The 16633-nt window shown below is 57.5% G+C and carries 12 protein-coding genes and 1 pseudogene; 11 read left to right on the top strand and 2 right to left on the bottom strand.

Annotated features, from left to right (window positions below):
• The coding region (locus tag THISIDRAFT_RS06340; protein WP_336245400.1) for a type IIL restriction-modification enzyme MmeI at positions 1-959 on the bottom strand (959 nt) is incomplete at its 3' end.
• Between the two features lie 352 nt (positions 960-1311).
• On the opposite strand from THISIDRAFT_RS06340, the gene THISIDRAFT_RS06335 reads away from it, so the two are divergent.
• The 5 genes from THISIDRAFT_RS06335 to THISIDRAFT_RS06315 all read left to right on the top strand — a co-directional run bounded on the left by THISIDRAFT_RS06335 (position 1312) and on the right by THISIDRAFT_RS06315 (position 7090).
• Positions 1312-3159: an SLC13 family permease gene (locus tag THISIDRAFT_RS06335; protein WP_006788589.1), complete on the top strand. Its 1848-nt coding sequence runs from the start codon at positions 1312-1314 to the stop codon at positions 3157-3159.
• Positions 3160-3220: 61 nt separating this feature from the next.
• Positions 3221-4111 carry a phosphoribulokinase gene (locus tag THISIDRAFT_RS06330; RefSeq protein WP_006788590.1) on the top strand — a complete coding sequence of 297 codons (891 nt, stop codon included), beginning with the start codon at positions 3221-3223 and terminating at the stop codon, positions 4109-4111.
• A gap of 2 nt (positions 4112-4113) precedes the next feature.
• Positions 4114-4902, top strand: a complete 789-nt coding sequence (locus THISIDRAFT_RS06325; protein WP_006788591.1) for a TatD family hydrolase — start codon at positions 4114-4116, stop codon at positions 4900-4902.
• 80 nt (positions 4903-4982) lie between these two features.
• Positions 4983-6224, top strand: coding sequence for a 2-oxoglutarate dehydrogenase complex dihydrolipoyllysine-residue succinyltransferase (gene odhB / locus THISIDRAFT_RS06320; protein ID WP_006788592.1), 1242 nt, complete (start codon positions 4983-4985; stop codon positions 6222-6224).
• An 88-nt stretch (positions 6225-6312) separates the two neighbouring features.
• Positions 6313-7090, top strand: a protein-coding gene (locus THISIDRAFT_RS06315) for an IS5 family transposase (protein ID WP_246585419.1) whose coding sequence is annotated in 2 segments (ribosomal slippage) — positions 6313-6318 and positions 6320-7090 — 777 coding nt in all. Because the reading frame shifts where the segments join, the coding sequence is not laid out codon by codon here.
• Here THISIDRAFT_RS06315 and THISIDRAFT_RS06310 read toward each other — a convergent pair.
• Entirely contained in the window at positions 6992-7714 is a 723-nt protein-coding gene (locus THISIDRAFT_RS06310) for a hypothetical protein (protein WP_006787804.1), read from the bottom strand. The two genes, THISIDRAFT_RS06315 and THISIDRAFT_RS06310, sit on opposite strands and share 99 nt — an antisense overlap.
• Before the next feature lie 809 nt (positions 7715-8523).
• Between THISIDRAFT_RS06310 and THISIDRAFT_RS06305 the strand changes: the two genes are divergently transcribed.
• From THISIDRAFT_RS06305 to THISIDRAFT_RS06280, 6 genes and pseudogenes are all read left to right on the top strand, one after another.
• Positions 8524-11196: a calcium-translocating P-type ATPase, PMCA-type gene (locus tag THISIDRAFT_RS06305; RefSeq protein ID WP_006787803.1), complete on the top strand. Its 2673-nt coding sequence runs from the start codon at positions 8524-8526 to the stop codon at positions 11194-11196.
• Between the two features lie 212 nt (positions 11197-11408).
• A pseudogene (gene thiC, locus THISIDRAFT_RS06300) lies at positions 11409-13193 on the top strand (phosphomethylpyrimidine synthase ThiC); the annotation flags it as partial.
• A gap of 224 nt (positions 13194-13417) precedes the next feature.
• Positions 13418-14230: a CheR family methyltransferase gene (locus tag THISIDRAFT_RS06295; RefSeq protein ID WP_006787801.1), complete on the top strand. Its 813-nt coding sequence runs from the start codon at positions 13418-13420 to the stop codon at positions 14228-14230.
• Between the two features lie 42 nt (positions 14231-14272).
• Complete coding sequence (locus THISIDRAFT_RS06290; protein WP_006787800.1) at positions 14273-14791, top strand: DUF302 domain-containing protein; 519 nt, start codon at positions 14273-14275, stop codon at positions 14789-14791.
• Positions 14792-14913: 122 nt separating this feature from the next.
• Positions 14914-15348 carry an SET domain-containing protein gene (locus tag THISIDRAFT_RS06285; protein WP_006787799.1) on the top strand — a complete coding sequence of 145 codons (435 nt, stop codon included), beginning with the start codon at positions 14914-14916 and terminating at the stop codon, positions 15346-15348.
• Positions 15349-15363: 15 nt separating this feature from the next.
• On the top strand, positions 15364-16608 hold the full coding sequence (locus THISIDRAFT_RS06280; RefSeq protein ID WP_006787798.1) for a type III PLP-dependent enzyme domain-containing protein: 1245 nt from the start codon (positions 15364-15366) through the stop codon (positions 16606-16608).
• Positions 16609-16633 lie beyond the last annotated feature (25 nt).

The following is a 16633-nucleotide window of genomic DNA, read 5'->3' as shown; positions in this document are numbered from 1 at the left end:
AGTTTGAGGATGTTTTGTTCACAGGTGTAGTGCGCGCCGAGATTGCGGCGCAGGTCTTTGTCCATGATGCCTTGAAACAGGCTGCCAAAGATGGCCGGACTGACCTGGCCCCAGTCCAGTTCGCAGCAGTCCAACAGCAGGGTGCGTAAACGGCTGTCAAAAGCGGCGATGCGCAGGCGTTCGGCAAAGAGTTGGCCGTTGATGAAAGGGAAGCGGATGAGCTGTTCATCATGCGCGGTTAAACGCTTTTCCGGTAAGGTGTTGAGGATCTCAAACAACTCCGCCAAGCGACAGGCCACATCAGAACCATCCACGCTGGTGCGGGTACGCAGATACTCTTCAAAGGCCCCCCGTGGCAGGAAAATCCCGGTATCCTCGGCAAACAGGCAAAACAAAATCCGCACCAGATAGACTTCCAGATCATAGCCGTCGTAGCCAATCTCGCGCAGCCCGTCATGTAGCTGGGCGAGTTTATGCGCGGCCTGCATATTCACCGGGTCTTGTTCCTTGTAAACGCGGTTTTCATATCCGGCGATAAAGCCAAAGGTCTGGATGTGTTCGGGCAGGGCGCTTAAGGGAAACTGGGTGTGGGTCTGGGCGTCGAGGTCATACAGATGAAACTGGGCAAAATCTGACACAATCACATAACGCGGCAGTTCTTTGTCGCTCAGGCCGCTGAAGTAATCCAAGGCTTGCGCATAGGCACTGTCTAAATCCTTGCCGCGTGATTTGTGTTCGGCCAGCAACACCCCCGGCCAGAATAGATCAATAAAGCCCCGCTGGCCGCTGAGTTTTTGCACCTGCTGCTCGAAACTGGCCAGGCGTCGGCGCTCTATCCCGAAGATGTGAAAAAACTGATCCCAGAAAGTCTTGGCCTCGGCCTCTTCACGGTATTCCTCCGCCCATTCGTTGGCAAAGCGGATACTGCGCTCGCGGATTTCGTTCCAACTCAAGGGCATAAGACTGACTCCATGTGATGTGGGGATGGGGTGTTTATGCGGGGATTTTAGCAAAAAGCGGATGGGGTGGGGGTCAGGCTTTTTAACCACCCCGCCCCTGACGGGGCACCCCTCCTTGATAAGGAGGGGTGTTTTTTAAGATGATGCCGCCACAGCGAAGGCAAGATGCGCCCGCCACGGCTCTCGACGGATGTCACTGGGATAGGAATGTCTCATCTCGCGCTGTATTGCCTATTTCCAGAAGACGTTGAACAGGTTCTGAGCAGGGCAAATTTAGAGGGGCTGGCTTGGCGGTGGATAATGTTATTAACGTATAATAATATATTATAAAAAACGCTAAGGACTCCCTGCCATGTCTGAACCTCTGATACTCACCCTGCCAATGATGGTTGTGTTGGGGCTGCTCGCTTTGACGATTTTTCTGTTTGTCTCCGAGATTGTGCGCGTTGACGTGGCGGCGGTGGCGGTGATGGTGTTGCTGGGGTTGTTGAGTTTTGTGCCGACGCTGCAGGGGATTGCTGACCCGCAACGCTTGTTTGATGGCTTTGCCAGTAATGCGGTGATGTCGATCATTGCGGTGATGATCATCGGTGCCGGGCTGGATAAAACCGGGGTGATGTCACGGGTGGCGAGTTTCATCATGCGCCTTGGCGGGGAGGCCGAGAAGCGCATCATTCCCTTGGTGTCGGGTTCGGTCGGGGTGATTTCCAGTTTCATGCAAAATGTCGGCGCTGCCGCGCTGTTTTTGCCAGTGGTCTCGCGGATCTCGGCGCGCACCGGTCTGCCGTTGTCGCGGCTGCTGATGCCAATGGGATTTTGCGCCATTCTCGGCGGGACGATCACCATGGTAGGCTCCAGTCCGTTGATTTTGCTCAATGATCTGCTGCCTGAGGGGATGGAGCCTTTCGGCCTGTTTGATGTGACGCCCATCGGTCTGGCGCTGGTGACCACCGGCATTTTGTATTTTGTCTTATTCGGGCGCTATGTCTTGCCCGCAGTGCCGGGCAGTACCGATGCCACCAGTGCGGAAAGCACCATGGATTTTTTTCGCCGGGTGTATGGTCTGGATTTCACCATTCGCGAGCTTAAACTCAAAACCTTCAGCCCACTGGCCGGGCGAACCGTGGGCGAGATTGAAAGTGAATATGGCGTGGTGGTGGTCGGTGTGTTTATGCGCGGTGAACTGCGGGTTGGCCCGTGGAGTGGTACGGTGATTGAGAGCGGGGCGCACTTGGCCTTGCTGGGGCCGACACCGCGCCTGGAGGGCTTCCGGGAGGGCAGCGGCGAACAGCCTTCGCCGGTTTTGGATATTTTCAGCGACGCCCTGGCGCACACCAAGGCCGGGATTGCCGAGGTGGTGATTCCGCCGGGCTCGGGCCTGATCGGCAAAACCGTTACCAAAATCGCCATGCGCAAAACCTATGGCCTGTCGGTGCTGGCGATTCATCGCGGTGATGAAACCCTGCGTGAAGGCTTGCGTGAATTACCGCTTAAGGCCGGTGATACCCTGGCCTGTCACTGTAATTGGGACGCCTTGGCGCGGGTGGCGAAGGATCGGGATTTTGCGGTGGTCACTACGGAATACCCGCATGAGGAATTGCGTCCCCACAAGCTGCATTTTGCCCTGCTGTTTTTTGCCATGACCCTGGGCCTGATTGTGTTTACCGATCTGCGCTTGTCGCTGGCCTTGATGGCCGGGGCACTGGGAATGGTTTTGAGCGGGGTGCTCAGTATGGATGAGGCCTACAAGGCGGTAAGCTGGAAAACGGTGTTTTTGCTGGCCAGCCTGATTCCGCTGGGCATGGCGGTGGATCAGACCGGCACGGCCAGCTGGATTGCCCAGCAAACCCTGGCGATTTTAGGGCAAGTCGAGCCGTGGGTATTGCAGGCGGCCCTGGCGGTGCTGGCGACGTTTTTTACCCTGGTTATGTCCAATGTCGGTGCGACGGTGTTGCTGGTGCCCCTGGCGGTTAATTTTGCCCTCGCGGCGCAGGCTGCAGGCATGGCCGCCGATCCTCGGGTATTTGCCCTGACCGTGGCGATTGCCACCTCGAATTCTTTTTTGATTCCCACCCATCAGGTCAATGCCCTGATCATGGGGCCGGGGGGCTATCGGGTGAAGGATTTTCTGCGGGCAGGCGGTATCATGACCCTTTTATTTTTGCTAGTCTCGCTGCTGATGCTTAATCTGGTATTTTAACCTCCGGCGCATCGGCTTTATTTATTTTAAAAATAATAAGTTATATCAAGAGGAGTTGTGTATGTCCCAAAAGCATCCCATTGTTGCCGTCACCGGTTCCTCCGGGGCAGGTACCTCTACCGTCAAACGGGCTTTCGAGCATATTTTCTTTCGCGAAAAGATCAACCCGGTGATCATCGAAGGGGATAGCTTTCACCGTTATAACCGCGTCGAGATGCGCGCTGCGATGAAACAGGCCGCCGAGAGTGGCAACGATCATTTCAGCCATTTTGGCCCTGAGGCCAATTTGTTTGAAAAGCTTGAAGAGCTGTTTCGCCATTATGGCGCAAACGGAACCGGGCAAAAGCGCTATTATCTGCACAGCGAGGAAGAGGCCGACGAACATAATGCCCGCCTGAATACCCAGTTAAAGCCGGGTGAATTTACCCCGTGGGAAGATATCCCGCCCGGCACGGATCTGATGTTTTATGAAGGACTGCACGGCCTGACCAAGCATGGCGCGGCAGATGTAGCACAGCATGTGGATCTGGGGATTGGCGTGGTACCCATTGTGAACCTGGAATGGATTCAGAAAATCTTTCGCGATAATGCCGAGCGCGGATATTCCGCCGAGGCCATTGTGGATACCATCCTGCGCCGGATGCCTGATTATGTGAATTACATCACCCCGCAGTTTTCGCGCACCGACATCAATTTCCAGCGGGTGCCGACGGTGGACACCTCCAACCCCTTCATTGCCCGTGATATTCCCACGGCGGACGAAAGTATGGTGGTGATCCGGGTGCGTGACCCGAAAAAATTCAATGTAGACTTCCCCTACCTGATCAATATGCTGCATGATTCCTTCATGTCACGGCGCAACACCATCGTCGTCCCAGGGGGCAAAATGGGACTGGCGATGGAGATCATTCTGGCGCCAATCATCGAGGACTTGCTGAAAAAACGTGGCTAAATGTGCTGATTGACAGCCATTGTCATTTTGACCATCCGCGCTTTGATGCGGACCGCGACACCTGCTGGCACGCCGCCCGCGCCGCAGGTGTGTGCGCTTTGCTGGTTCCCGCCATTGAGCGCGCCACCTGGGGGCGTTTGCAACAGCTCTGTCAATCCTGTCCCGGTCTGTATCCGGCCTATGGCCTCCATCCGCTCTACCTGCACCAGCATCAACGCGCCGATATTGCCGCCCTGGCTGCCTGGCTTGAGCGTTATCCCGCCGTGGCTATCGGTGAATGCGGCCTGGATTATGCGGATCCTCACCTGGATCGCGCTGAGCAACAGCACCTCCTGGAAGCCCAGCTGGAACTTGCCCAGCAGTACCATTTACCCGTGATTTTGCATGCCCGGCGGGCGGTTGAGGCGGTGCTTTTGACCGTGCGCCGCTATCCGGGAGTGCGCGGCGTGGTGCACAGCTTTTCCGGCAGTCTGGAGCAGGCGTTTCAATTGATTGAGTGGGGGTTTATGCTCGGTTTTGGCGGCCTGGTCAGCTATCCACAGGCCCGGCGGGTGCGCCGCGTAGTGACCGCAATACCGCTTGATGCTATGCTGCTAGAATCCGATGCCCCGGATCAGCCTGCCCTGCCACAGCAGGGAATGCGTAACGAACCACGCTGGCTGGGCACGGTGGTGGAGAGCATCGCCGCCCTGCGCGCTGTCCCCAGCGCACAGATCGCGCAAGCCACCGCTGCCAATGCCCGGCAATGCTTTGCTTTGGATATCTTGCCTCACGACCCGCAAGCAGACTGATCCAGATGCACAGGCCGTGCTCTCACGACCCGCTGCATCAGGGGCGCATTTTTAGCCTTGGAATTGGAGCCTGAAACACCGTGAGCATTGAGATCAAAATCCCCCCGCTGCCAGAATCCGTCAGTGACGCCACCATTGTGTCCTGGCACAAGCGGGCAGGCGATGCCATCGCGCAAGATCACATCTTGGTGGATATTGAAACCGACAAAGTGGTGCTGGAAATCCCCGCTCCCGCCTCCGGCACCCTGGAGCGCATCATCGAGGCAGAAGGCTCTGTGGTGACCGCCGGGCAAGTGATCGGCACACTGCGTCCCGCTGAGGCCAAGGCAACCGAGACCGCTCCCGCACCGCAGCAGACCCCGCCGCCCGTTGCCGCGCAGGCCGCCCCCGTGGCCAGTGATGCACCGGCCTTAAGCCCGGCAGTGCGCAAACTCGTCGCCACGCATGAACTTGACCCCGACACCATTGAAGGCAGTGGGCGCGATGGACGCATCCTCAAAGAAGATGTCTTGCGCCATCTCCAGCAACAGCCGTCTGAAAAATCCCCCGGCGCCGCGCCTGCTGTCACTGAAACAACCCAGGCCACAACGCCCCCATCCCCGCCCGTCACAGACAATCTCGCCCGCCCCGAACGGCGCGTCCCCATGACGCGCCTGCGTGCCAGAATTGCCGAGCGACTGGTCGAGGTACAGCGCAACGCCGCCATCTTAACCACCTTCAATGACGTTAATATGCAGCCGGTGATGGAGCTGCGCAGCCGCTACCGTGACAGCTTTGAACAGCGCCACGGCGTGCGTCTGGGCTTTATGTCCTTTTTTGTCAAAGCCGCCACCGAGGCGCTCAAACGCTTTCCGGAGGTGAACGCCTCCATTGATGGCAAAGACATCGTATATCATGGCTACTTTGATATCGGCATCGCCGTATCCTCGCCGCGAGGCCTGGTCGTGCCGGTACTGCGCGACACCGACCACCTCACCATGGCCGAGATTGAACGTGCCGTCACTGATTTTGGCCAACGCGCCAACAAAGGCGAACTGGCCCTTGACGAACTTTCCGGCGGCACCTTCACCATCTCCAATGGCGGCATCTTCGGCTCCTTGCTCTCCACCCCGATCATCAACCCGCCGCAAAGCGCCATCCTGGGGATGCACCGCATTCAGGAACGCCCGATTGCCGAAAACGGCCAAGTGGTCATTCGCCCGATGATGTACCTGGCCCTCTCCTACGACCACCGCATCATCGATGGCCGCGAAGCCGTGCAATTTCTCTCCGCCATCAAGCAAATGCTCGAAGACCCCGCCCGCCTATTGCTGGAAGTCTAAGAGGCTGTTTGGAAATTAATCGCGTAATGGCTTAACCTACGATTTTTTCTAGGAAGTGGCCCACATGCCCTAGAAATGCAGCAAGAAGATTCGCAAAAAAACGCTACCCGAGTCACCTCAGCGACGGCGCCTGGAAGGCGATCAAGCCGCTGTTGCCGAGCGCCCCGGTCGGGCGCCCTCGTAAGCTCAGCATGCGCCAAGTCATCAATGCGATCTTCTATATCCTGCAGACGGGCTGCCAGTGGCGTCAGCTGCCGCGCGACTTTCCTGCCTGGTCGGCAGTGTACTATGACTTCAATCGCTGGCGGCGCGATGGAACCTGGCAGCGTCTTCATGACAGGCTACGCGCTCGGCTACGGCAACGCCACGGGCGTCACAAGCATCCGAGCGCCGGGTGTCTGGACAACCAAAGCGTCAAGACCACGGCGATTCCTGGCGAGCGCGGCTATGACGCCGGCAAGAAGATCAAGGGCCGCAAACGCCATCTTCTGGTCGATACCCTGGGGCTGGTGCTGGCCGTCGTTGTCACCGCCGCCAGCGTGCAAGACCGTGATGGGGCGCGCCAACTCCTGCGCCATCTCCCCGGTCATTGCAAAAAGCTGCGCACGATCTGGGTTGACGGCGGCTACAGTGGACGCCTGGTTGACTGGGTTGCCCAGCGCTTTCGTTTCGTCTTGACGGGGGCCTTGCGTCCCAAGGAGCGCCGAGGGTTTGTTTTGTTGCCGCGACGCTGGGTTGTTGAGCGGACCTTTGGCTGGCTGAACCACTCACGCCGTCTGAGCAAGGACTACGAGCGCTTGATGTCGAGCAGCGAAGCCTGGATTTATCTCGCAATGAGTCGACTGATGGCTAACCGCTTGGCTTGAGGCGGTAGTTTCCAAACAGCTTCTCAAGAAGGCGCAGGGTGCGCCCGCTGGCGCTGTCCCAGACGCGGATGGTGTGGTCCCAACTAGGTCTTCGCCGAAGGTCGCCAGCCAGCGTTGATGAAGATTGGCGTTGCGCAGGCGCTGGTTTTCCAGCTCCAGCAGTTGATTGCCCAGTTCCTGATCGGCGCTCATCCACATCAGCTTGGTGCGCCAGAAGCGTTCCTGCTCGCTGTCGTTGGCGGCGGCGAGGAGCTGGCGCTCGGTGCGGCAGTGCGCGACAAAGGCCAGCAGCTCGGGGCTGTCGCTGGCGTGCAACTGGCCATGCACCTGAATCAGCCGATGCACCAGAACGCGGAAGGGCTCCTCGTGGTAACCGGCGCCGCTGGCGAGGTGCCCCTGTTGCTCAAAGAGCGCATACAGGGCCGGGATGTCGAGCGTGCGCCCGGCGCCGGGCTGAAATTTCAGCAGCAGGCGTTGATCATCCGCGCCGATGTGCGGCAGCGCATCGAGCAGCGAGCCACTGCTGGGCGGTTTGGCCTCCAGGTAGTAGCGCTCCCACTGCATCTTGAGCACCAGCGCCAGGATGCGCTCGCTGTCCAGATGAGTGAAGCGCCCCAGGCGCACCAGATCGCGCTCGCTCGGCCAGCGATGTTCGGCGAGACTGTTGCTGAAATAGGCTGGACGGTGCGCGCCTTGACGCTGAACACTGGTTCGCCATCGCCGCCATCCTCGGCGAGCAGGCGCAGGGTGTCGGGCTGATCCTGACCGAGCTGGCGATGAAACAGCGTCCGCTCAGGCGGCCAGCGCCGATGCTGAGCCGGTGTCGCGGGGGTGTGCGCCCAGGCGTTAAGTAGGGTGTCCAGATCCTGATGCAGCAGGGTGATCTTGGGCAGTGGCATGATGCTCTCCGGTGTGAGTGGTGGCGATACGGTAACTTTAGCTGGGAATCCAGTTAATTGCTGTGTCAACAATGCCGTCGGAGATTGACACAATCAGCGGCATTGTCCGGTGGGGAATCCCACAGAATTTTTGTATAGCGCCTGATTTTTCAGCGTTGAGCGTGTGCTTTGATACCCAAACACGGCCAAACCCTGAAGGAAGAACCCAAAAATGCAACGATTCAGCCCAGGTTGGATTTTTTGAGAATTAAAAAAACATCGTGGGCTTAAATTTGGAACTGCTGGCATCGTAGCGGCGGCTTGCCGATGCCGCATAAAAACACGCAAACGCCTGGCGTGTGCCACGACCCTAAAGGTCGCCATCTTGTATGATTCCTCAATTGGCGATAATGTGCGTGTCCCAGTCCGCGCAGGCGGTGTCAACACTGGCCTGATCCGCGTCTGCATTATTCCCTTGTTCTTAAATAATACCCAACGGCGTTTAGCCGCCGTTGTCTTTGCCCGACCGATGTGCGGGTTTTTTTGGAGGAATTCATGAAGTTCTCCTACTCTGGATTGACTGAGCAGCAGGCACAGCAATCCCGTGCCCAGTACGGTTCTAATGACGTTGCCAGTCAGGAAAGCGAGGGCTTTTGGGATAAGCTGTTAGCTAATCTCAAAGATCCGATCATCATCATTTTGATGGTGGCTTTGCTGATTACCGTGGTGCTGACTTTCCTGGGGTATGCCGAATGGTATGAAAGTGTCGGTATTGCCTTTGCGGTGGCGATTGCGACTTTGGTGGCTACCTGGTCTGAACACAGTAACGAGCAGTCTTTTCAGCGCCTGCTGGAAGAGGCTTCGCTGATTCAGGTCAAGGTGTTTCGCAATGGCAGTCTGATTGAGCTGCCGATCAATCAGCTGGTGGTTGATGATCTGATTCTGCTTAAGCCGGGTGATACGGTGCCGGTGGATGGTTTTGTGCTGGCGGGGCATGTGGAGGTGGATGAGGCGGCGCTGACCGGTGAATCCGAGCCTATTCACAAAACAGCTGCCGCTGACCCGATGCAGCTTGAGCAGGCTAACCGCCTGTCGCGGGCCGGTCTGGTGGTGGATGGCGAATGTGTGATGCAGGCCACTGCGGTGGGGGATCAGACCCGCTACGGCCAGACCATGAAGGAGCTTTTGTCGGCGGATGATCGGCTCTCGCCCTTGCAGCACAAGCTTAGTGTGCTGGGCAAGCATATCGCGACCTTTGGCTATGTGGGTGCGATTTTTATCTTCATCGCCTTCATGTTTAACAATATCGTGTTGCAGGGCGGTGGCTTTGGGCTGTATTTTGCGCAAGATGGCGGCCTGATTATCAAGGATTTTGTCACGGCGGCGATTCTGGCGATTATTGTGATTGTGGTCGCGGTGCCGGAAGGGCTGCCGATGATGATTGCGATGGTGCTGGCCATTAACATGAAGAAGCTGCTGCGCGAGAAAGTGTTGGTGCGCAAGCTGTTAGGCATTGAAACCGCAGGCAGTCTGAATCTGTTGTTTACCGATAAAACCGGGACCCTGACGCAGGGCAAGTTGTCGGTGAGTGCCTTTATCAGCGGTCACGGCGAGCAGTATGTCAGTCTGGAAACCATCCCGCAGGGATTGCGCGATATGGCTGGTTTTGCGCTGCGTCACAATACCAGCGCGGTGATTGATGCCTCTGATCCCAATGATCCCAAGCTGGTGGGCGCAGATCGTACTGAGCAGGCGCTGCTGCGTTTTGTTAATCCCTATCTGAGTCAGCAGGCCCAGGTTGAGATTGTGGATCTGATTCCGTTTAACAGTGCGCGTAAATTTTCTGCCACCCAGGTGCAGGGGGAGCAGAATCTGACGCTGGTCAAGGGGGCCCCGGAAATCCTTTTGCAGCAGTGCACTCATTGGCTGGACGGGGACGGCACCCGCCATGCCTTGACGGATAGCAGTGCCTTGCAAGAGGCCATGCGCGGGCTGTCTTCGCGGGCCATGCGGCTGCTGGCGGTGGCGATTGCGGAAACGCCGATTGCCGGCCAAACTGAATTACCCGCCGAGCTGACCTTGGTGGGCGTGTTCGGGATGCGCGATGAGTTGCGTACCACCGCCTATGCCTCGGTGAAAACCGCCAAAGATGCGGGCATTCATGTGGTGATGATCACCGGCGATGCCAAGGAAACTGCGCAGGCCATTGCCAAGGATGTTGGCTTGCTGGAAGATGATCCACAGGCCATTGTGATGACTTCTACGGAATTGGCGGCGCTGTCAGATGATGCGCTTAAGGCCAAACTGCCACATCTGTATGTGGTCGCCCGCGCCTTCCCCACCGATAAAAGCCGCCTGGTCAGGCTGGCCAAGGAGATGGGCCTGGTAGTCGGCATGACGGGGGATGGGGTTAATGATGCCCCGGCGGTCAAAAATGCGGATGTGGGTTTTGCCATGGGTAGCGGTACGGAAATGACCAAGGAGTCGGGCGATATCGTGATCCTGGATGATAATTTTTCTTCGCTGACCAAGGCGGTGCTGTATGGCCGGACGCTGTTTAAGTCTATCCGTAAGTTTTTGATTTTTCAGCTAACGGTCAATGTCTCGGCCATCCTGGTGATGTTTTTGGGGCAGTTTTTCGGCTTTGATCTGCCCTTAACCATGACCCAGTTGTTATGGCTAAATATCATCATGGACACCCTGGCCGGTCTGGCCTTCGCGGGTGAGGCGGCCTTGCAGCGCTATATGCACGAACAGCCCTTGCGCCGCGAAGAGCCGCTGATCAATGGCGATATGTGGTCGTCGATTCTGATTAACGGTGGCATCATTGCCGCGTTAAGCATCGGCTTTTTGACCAGCAGCGTAACCCATGAATGGTTCTCCGGCGGTCATGCGCCCGGTTCTGAGGAGGCGATGGCCAAATTCTTAACCGCCTTTTTTGCCTTTTTTGTCTTTGTGCATGTGTTTAACACCTTGAATGCACGCACTCAGGGGCTTAATTTGTTCGAGCACCTCTTAGAAAATCGCCTGTTTAGTATTATCATTCCAGCAATCATGCTGATTCAGGTTGTCTTTATCAGCTTTGGTGGCGAGATTTTGCGTACCGTAGGGCTTTCCGTGCAGGAATGGGGGCTGGTGATCCTGCTGGCTTTGATCATCATTCCGGTAGACCTTGTACGCAAGGCGCTGCGCAATCAATTTCTGGGTAATCCGGTCAAACAGGGCTAAGGCGCACGTCCTTTGGGCGGGCAGTGCCTGCGTCGGTCAAGGGTGCAGTCATCACCTTGGCTGATGCAGGCCATGCTTTTGCACCGGAGCTTGCGCGCATAGACTGTATGCCAATTTATCAATCAACGGAGGTCAAGAGAGGGCAGCAGCGTCGTCTTAAGCGAGGCGCTGCTGTGTGCTGGCAACGTCTGCCAGAACTCTCATAATTTATAATGAATGCCATTCCCAACGACGTGATAACCCGCCCAAGCTGTGCCTTTTCCAAAGAGGCCAGTGCCTTTCCTAACTCACGCAAGATTTTTGTGGAAGGTTCGCGCCCTGATCTGCGGGTGCCGATGCGCGAGGTGCTGCAATCGCCGACGCGCCTGCCTTCCGGGGAGACGGTAGACAATCCGCCCATCCCGCTGTATGACACCTCTGGCCCCTATACCGACAGCAGCGTCACCATTGACCTGCGGCAGGGGCTGGCGGATGTGCGCAGCCGCTGGATCAACGAGCGTGGCGATACCGAGACACTCAGCGGGCCAAGCTCGCACTATGGGCAATTACGCAGCGAAGACCCGCAGCTTCAGGCCCTGCGCTTTGCGCATATTCGCCCGCCGCGCCGGGCGCTGGCGGGTAAAAACGTCACGCAGATGCACTACGCCCGCCAAGGGATTATCACCCCGGAAATGGAATATGTGGCGATTCGTGAAAACTGCCGCCTGGAGGCCCTGCGCGAGGACCCGCGTTATCGCGCCTTATTGGTCCAGCATCCGGGGGAAAGCTTTGGGGCGGATATCCCCGCGCAGATCACCCCGGAATTTGTGCGCGCTGAGATCGCCAAAGGCCGGGCCATCATTCCCGCCAATATCAATCACCCGGAGCTGGAGCCGATGATCATCGGGCGGCGTTTCCGGGTCAAGATCAACACCAACATCGGCAACTCGGCGCTAGGCTCAGGCATTGAAGAAGAAGTCGAAAAGCTGGTGTGGTCGGTGCGCTGGGGCGGTGATACCCTGATGGATCTGTCCACCGGCAAGCATATTCATGAGACCCGCGAATGGATTTTGCGCAACAGTCCGGTCCCCATTGGCACGGTGCCGATCTATCAGGCCCTGGAAAAAGTCGAAGGCCGCGCCGAGGAACTGAGCTGGGCGCTAATGCGTGATACCCTGATCGAACAGGCCGAGCAGGGGGTGGATTATTTCACCATTCATGCCGGGGTGCGCCAGGCGTATATCCCGCTGACTGCCCGGCGCCTGACCGGCATCGTCTCACGCGGCGGCTCGATTATGGCGAAGTGGTGTCTGGCGCATCAGCAGGAAAATTTCCTCTACACCCATTTTGAGGAAATCTGTGAGATCATGCAGGCCTATGATGTCGCCTTCAGTCTGGGCGATGGCTTGCGTCCGGGCTGCATTGCCGATGCCAATGACGCCGCGCAATTTGCCGAGCTGGAAACCCTGGGCGAGTTGACCCAGCTGGCCTGGCAACATGATGTGCAGGTGATGATCGAAGGGCCGGGGCATGTCCCCTTGCACAAGGTGCGCGCCAATGTAGACAAGGAGTTGCAGGATTGCTTTGAGGCGCCGTTTTATACGCTGGGGCCACTGGTCACTGATATTGCCCCGGCCTATGATCACATCACCAGCGCCATGGGGGCGGTGCATATCGGCTGGTATGGCACGGCCATGCTGTGTTATGTCACCCCCAAAGAACACTTAGGGCTGCCGACCAAGCAAGACGTGCGTGATGGCATCATTACCTATCGCATTGCGGCCCATGCCGCCGATCTGGCCAAGGGCTTTCCGGGGGCGCAGCTGCGGGATAATGCCCTGTCCAAGGCCCGCTTTGAGTTTCGCTGGGAGGATCAGTTTAATCTGTCACTGGATCCGGAGCGTGCCCAGGGCTTTCATGATGAAACCCTGCCCCGGCAGGCGCATAAAAATGCCCATTTTTGTTCTATGTGCGGCCCGGATTTTTGCGCCATGAAAATCACCCAGGATGTGCGCGAACAAACGCATGGGGATGCCCCTCATCGTCGGGCCACCTGATTCATCAAAGGCTTTGAGGGGTTGCCCGGTCTCTGGGCAAATCCTCACGGCGAGTGCTTTGCGTGGGCCTTGCGGGTTGCGGGCCTTAGACATTGTGCAGCGAGTTTCTGCGATAGAGCGCACAGTGCGCTATACTCCACTGCGTGCCATTGACATACGCTGCTAAGCCTGACGGAGTAACCTGCTTGTCATCAACGCCAATACAACCACAAGAATACGAAGCCTTCCGCCTGTTTTTGGAAAAAAGCTGTGGCTTGGTATTAGGGGATAATAAGCATTATCTGGTCACCAGCCGTTTATCACGCTTGCTCAGTGAATTTTCGGTGCATTCGGTCAGTGAGCTGTTGCGCATGGTGCAGGAAGACCGTGGCGGTAAACTGCGCACCCGCGTCATTGAGGCCATGACCACCAACGAAACCTACTGGTTTCGCGATGTCTTCCCCTATGAAATCCTCAAAAGCCGGGTTTTTCCCGATCTGCTCAAGCGCGGTGGGGGGCTGATACGCATCTGGTGTGCCGCCTGCTCTACCGGACAGGAGCCTTATTCCATCAGCATGAGTGCGGCGGAATACCCGCAGCGGCTTAATCTGCAAATCACCGGCACCGACATCTCGGCGGCCGTGCTGCGTGAGGCCCGTGAGGCCAGTTATGATAACCTTGCGGTAGGGCGCGGCCTGTCAATGGAACGCCGCCAGCGCTTTTTCAGCGAAAAGGACGGACGCTGGCTGCTCAATGCCGACGTTAAGGCCAAGGTCAGCTTTCGCGAATTTAACCTGCTGGATAGCTATAGCCTGCTGGGACGCTTTGACATCATCTTTTGTCGCAACGTGCTGATCTATTTTTCCACGGATTCCAAGCAAGACATCCTGCGGCGCATGGCCAATGCCCTCAATCCGGGAGGGTATCTGTTTTTAGGGGCCTCGGAATCCATCGGCGCGGTCTCGGATATGTTTGAAATTATTCGTTGCAATCCCGGCGTGGTGTATAAACGCCGCTAAGCTTTGCGTATTGTATTTATCAAACCTGAAGGGAGTGTTGTTGTGAAATATCTTGGTCTGTTGACGCTGCTGGCTTGGCTATTGAGTCCCGCGACCCTCTTCGCTGCAGAACCGCCCGCTACCATTACAGAAGCCCAGCTGCGCGAGATGGTGCGCTTGAGCATCCAGAAATTTCCCGTTGCCGAGGGGGTATCGGCCACTGATGCGGTAGATTCCATGAAACTGCGCGCCGATCTGCTCAATTTTCCCCTGGTTGCCGATCTGCCCTTATCGCGGCAGATTCAGCGCCTGGGCGAGACCTCCGGCTATATGCACATCCTGGGGTTTTGCGATGCCCTGATTGCCAAGCGCATGGTGGAATTTGATGTGATTTTTTCAGGATTCCTGCCCTGCCGTATTGCTGTTGTGGAAGATACCACCGGCAAGGTCTGGATCACCACCCTGAATATGGACATGATGCTGCACGCCGCAGAACTGAGCGAAGAACTTAAACCACTGGCGCAGCAGGTGCGCGATGTCATCTATGAAATCATCGACGCTGGTGTAAACGGCGATTTTTAAAACGATGCGGATCGCGGCAATATCCGCCATGACGTGGCGACATCTTTCCGGTGTCGCTCTAAAAAAGCGACGGCTAGAAGCCGCCGCCACGGTATGGCCTCGTTGATCAAGGAGTGTTGTTCATGGCTAACGAAATCGCAGCCGAGCCGTTTCATGTCGTACCCTATCTGGATGGCGTGGCGTTGGCTGCCAGCCGCCCGTTTCAGCCCGGTGAGGTGATCTGCGCCTTTGACGGCCACCTCTCACGCCAGATTCAACTGCATACCCTGCAACTGTTCCCGCATTTACACCTTGCCACCCAACACTCCGTCGGCCTGTTGGCGCATGGCTGTGCGCCCAACTGTGTGCTGGACATGCTGGGTCTGGAGCTGCTGAGTATTCGCCCGCTGCAAGCGGGACAGATTCTCAGCATTGATTATGCGCAGACGGAAGATCGTCTCTTTCGCCAATTTGCCTGTCAATGTGGTTCCCGCGACTGCAGGCGCTGGATTGCCGGTCGCCGCGAGCTGATCAATGACGCCGGAATGCATTATCTGGCCAGTCTTAAATCGCTCTGATTCGGGATATCACGCATGGATGTACTACCACCCACTCAGCCCACCCGCCCAATCCCGGCCACGCACTGGTGGCAACGTGACGATTTAGGCTATCAACACGGACAGCTCAGCCTCGCCGGTCATCACCTGGCGGAATTGCGCCAGGCAGCAGGCCAGCCCTTGCATGTCCTCTCCCTGCCCAGGGTATTGCACAAGCTACATCATTTGCGCAACGCACTAAAACAGGCGGGTCTGGAGGCACGCATCCTCTACGCGATGAAAGCCAACCGCCAACCCGCGCTGCTGGCCGCGCTGGCCTTACATCAAGCGTGTGGGATTGATGCCTGCTCACCGGGTGAGATTGCGCTGGCGCGCAGCTGTGGCTTTGCCGCTAAGGCCATCTCCTTGACCGCCTGCGGCTTGAGCGAGAGCGAGCTGCGCCAGGTATTGCATCATCGCGATATCTGGCTCAACGTCGATGGCCTGTACACCTTGGAGCGCCTGGGCCAATGCGCGCCGGGGCGGGCCATCGGGCTGCGGGTCAATCCGGGGATCGGGCTGGGCTATGAAAATAACCCCGCGCTGGATTATGCCGGTGGACGCACCACCAAATTCGGCCTGTTACCCGAGCAGATCGACGCCGCACGGGTATTGTTACGACGCTATCGCCTCAGTGTCACCACCCTGCATGTACATGCCGGATGTGGCTATCTCAATGACAAACGGGAGCGCCTGGGCCAGCTGGTGGATGCCGTGCTGGCGATGGGGGAGGACCTGGGGGCCTCGCTGGAATGTATCAACATCGGCGGTGGCTTAGGCGTCCCCTTAACCGCACACGATGCAGCCCTTGATCTGCAAGCCTGGGCAGAGCTACTGTCTGAACGCCTGAGACGGCGCGGTCTACGGTTGGAAGTGGAACCGGGGGCTTATCTGGTACAAGATGCCGGGGCCCTGATTTTGCAGGTCAGCGGTTATGAAATGCGCGCCGCCCAGCCCTTTGTCTTTCTCGATGGCGGTTTTAATCTCGCCCCTGAGCCGGCCTTTTACCAACTCCCCTGCTACCCGGTGCGCTGCCGCGCACCCGCACCCGGCGAAACCCTTAAGACCGTCACGCTCGCCGGTAACATCAACGAAGCCCTGGATCTTTGGGCCAGCGCACATCCGCTACTCCCCGTCCAGCCCGGCGATGCCGTGGCCCTGCTCAATGTCGGCGCCTATGGCGCCTCAATGGCCTCAGACCACTGCCGCCGAGGCGATTACAGCCACTGGCTACTGACCTGAGCCCGTCCCCTTGATTTAATAAGAA

It is taken from the genome of Thiorhodospira sibirica ATCC 700588, assembly GCF_000227725.2.
GTDB lineage: Bacteria > Pseudomonadota > Gammaproteobacteria > Ectothiorhodospirales > Ectothiorhodospiraceae > Thiorhodospira > Thiorhodospira sibirica.
Note: the sequence above shows the minus strand (reverse complement) of the source record. Positions and strands in the feature narration are given on the sequence as shown.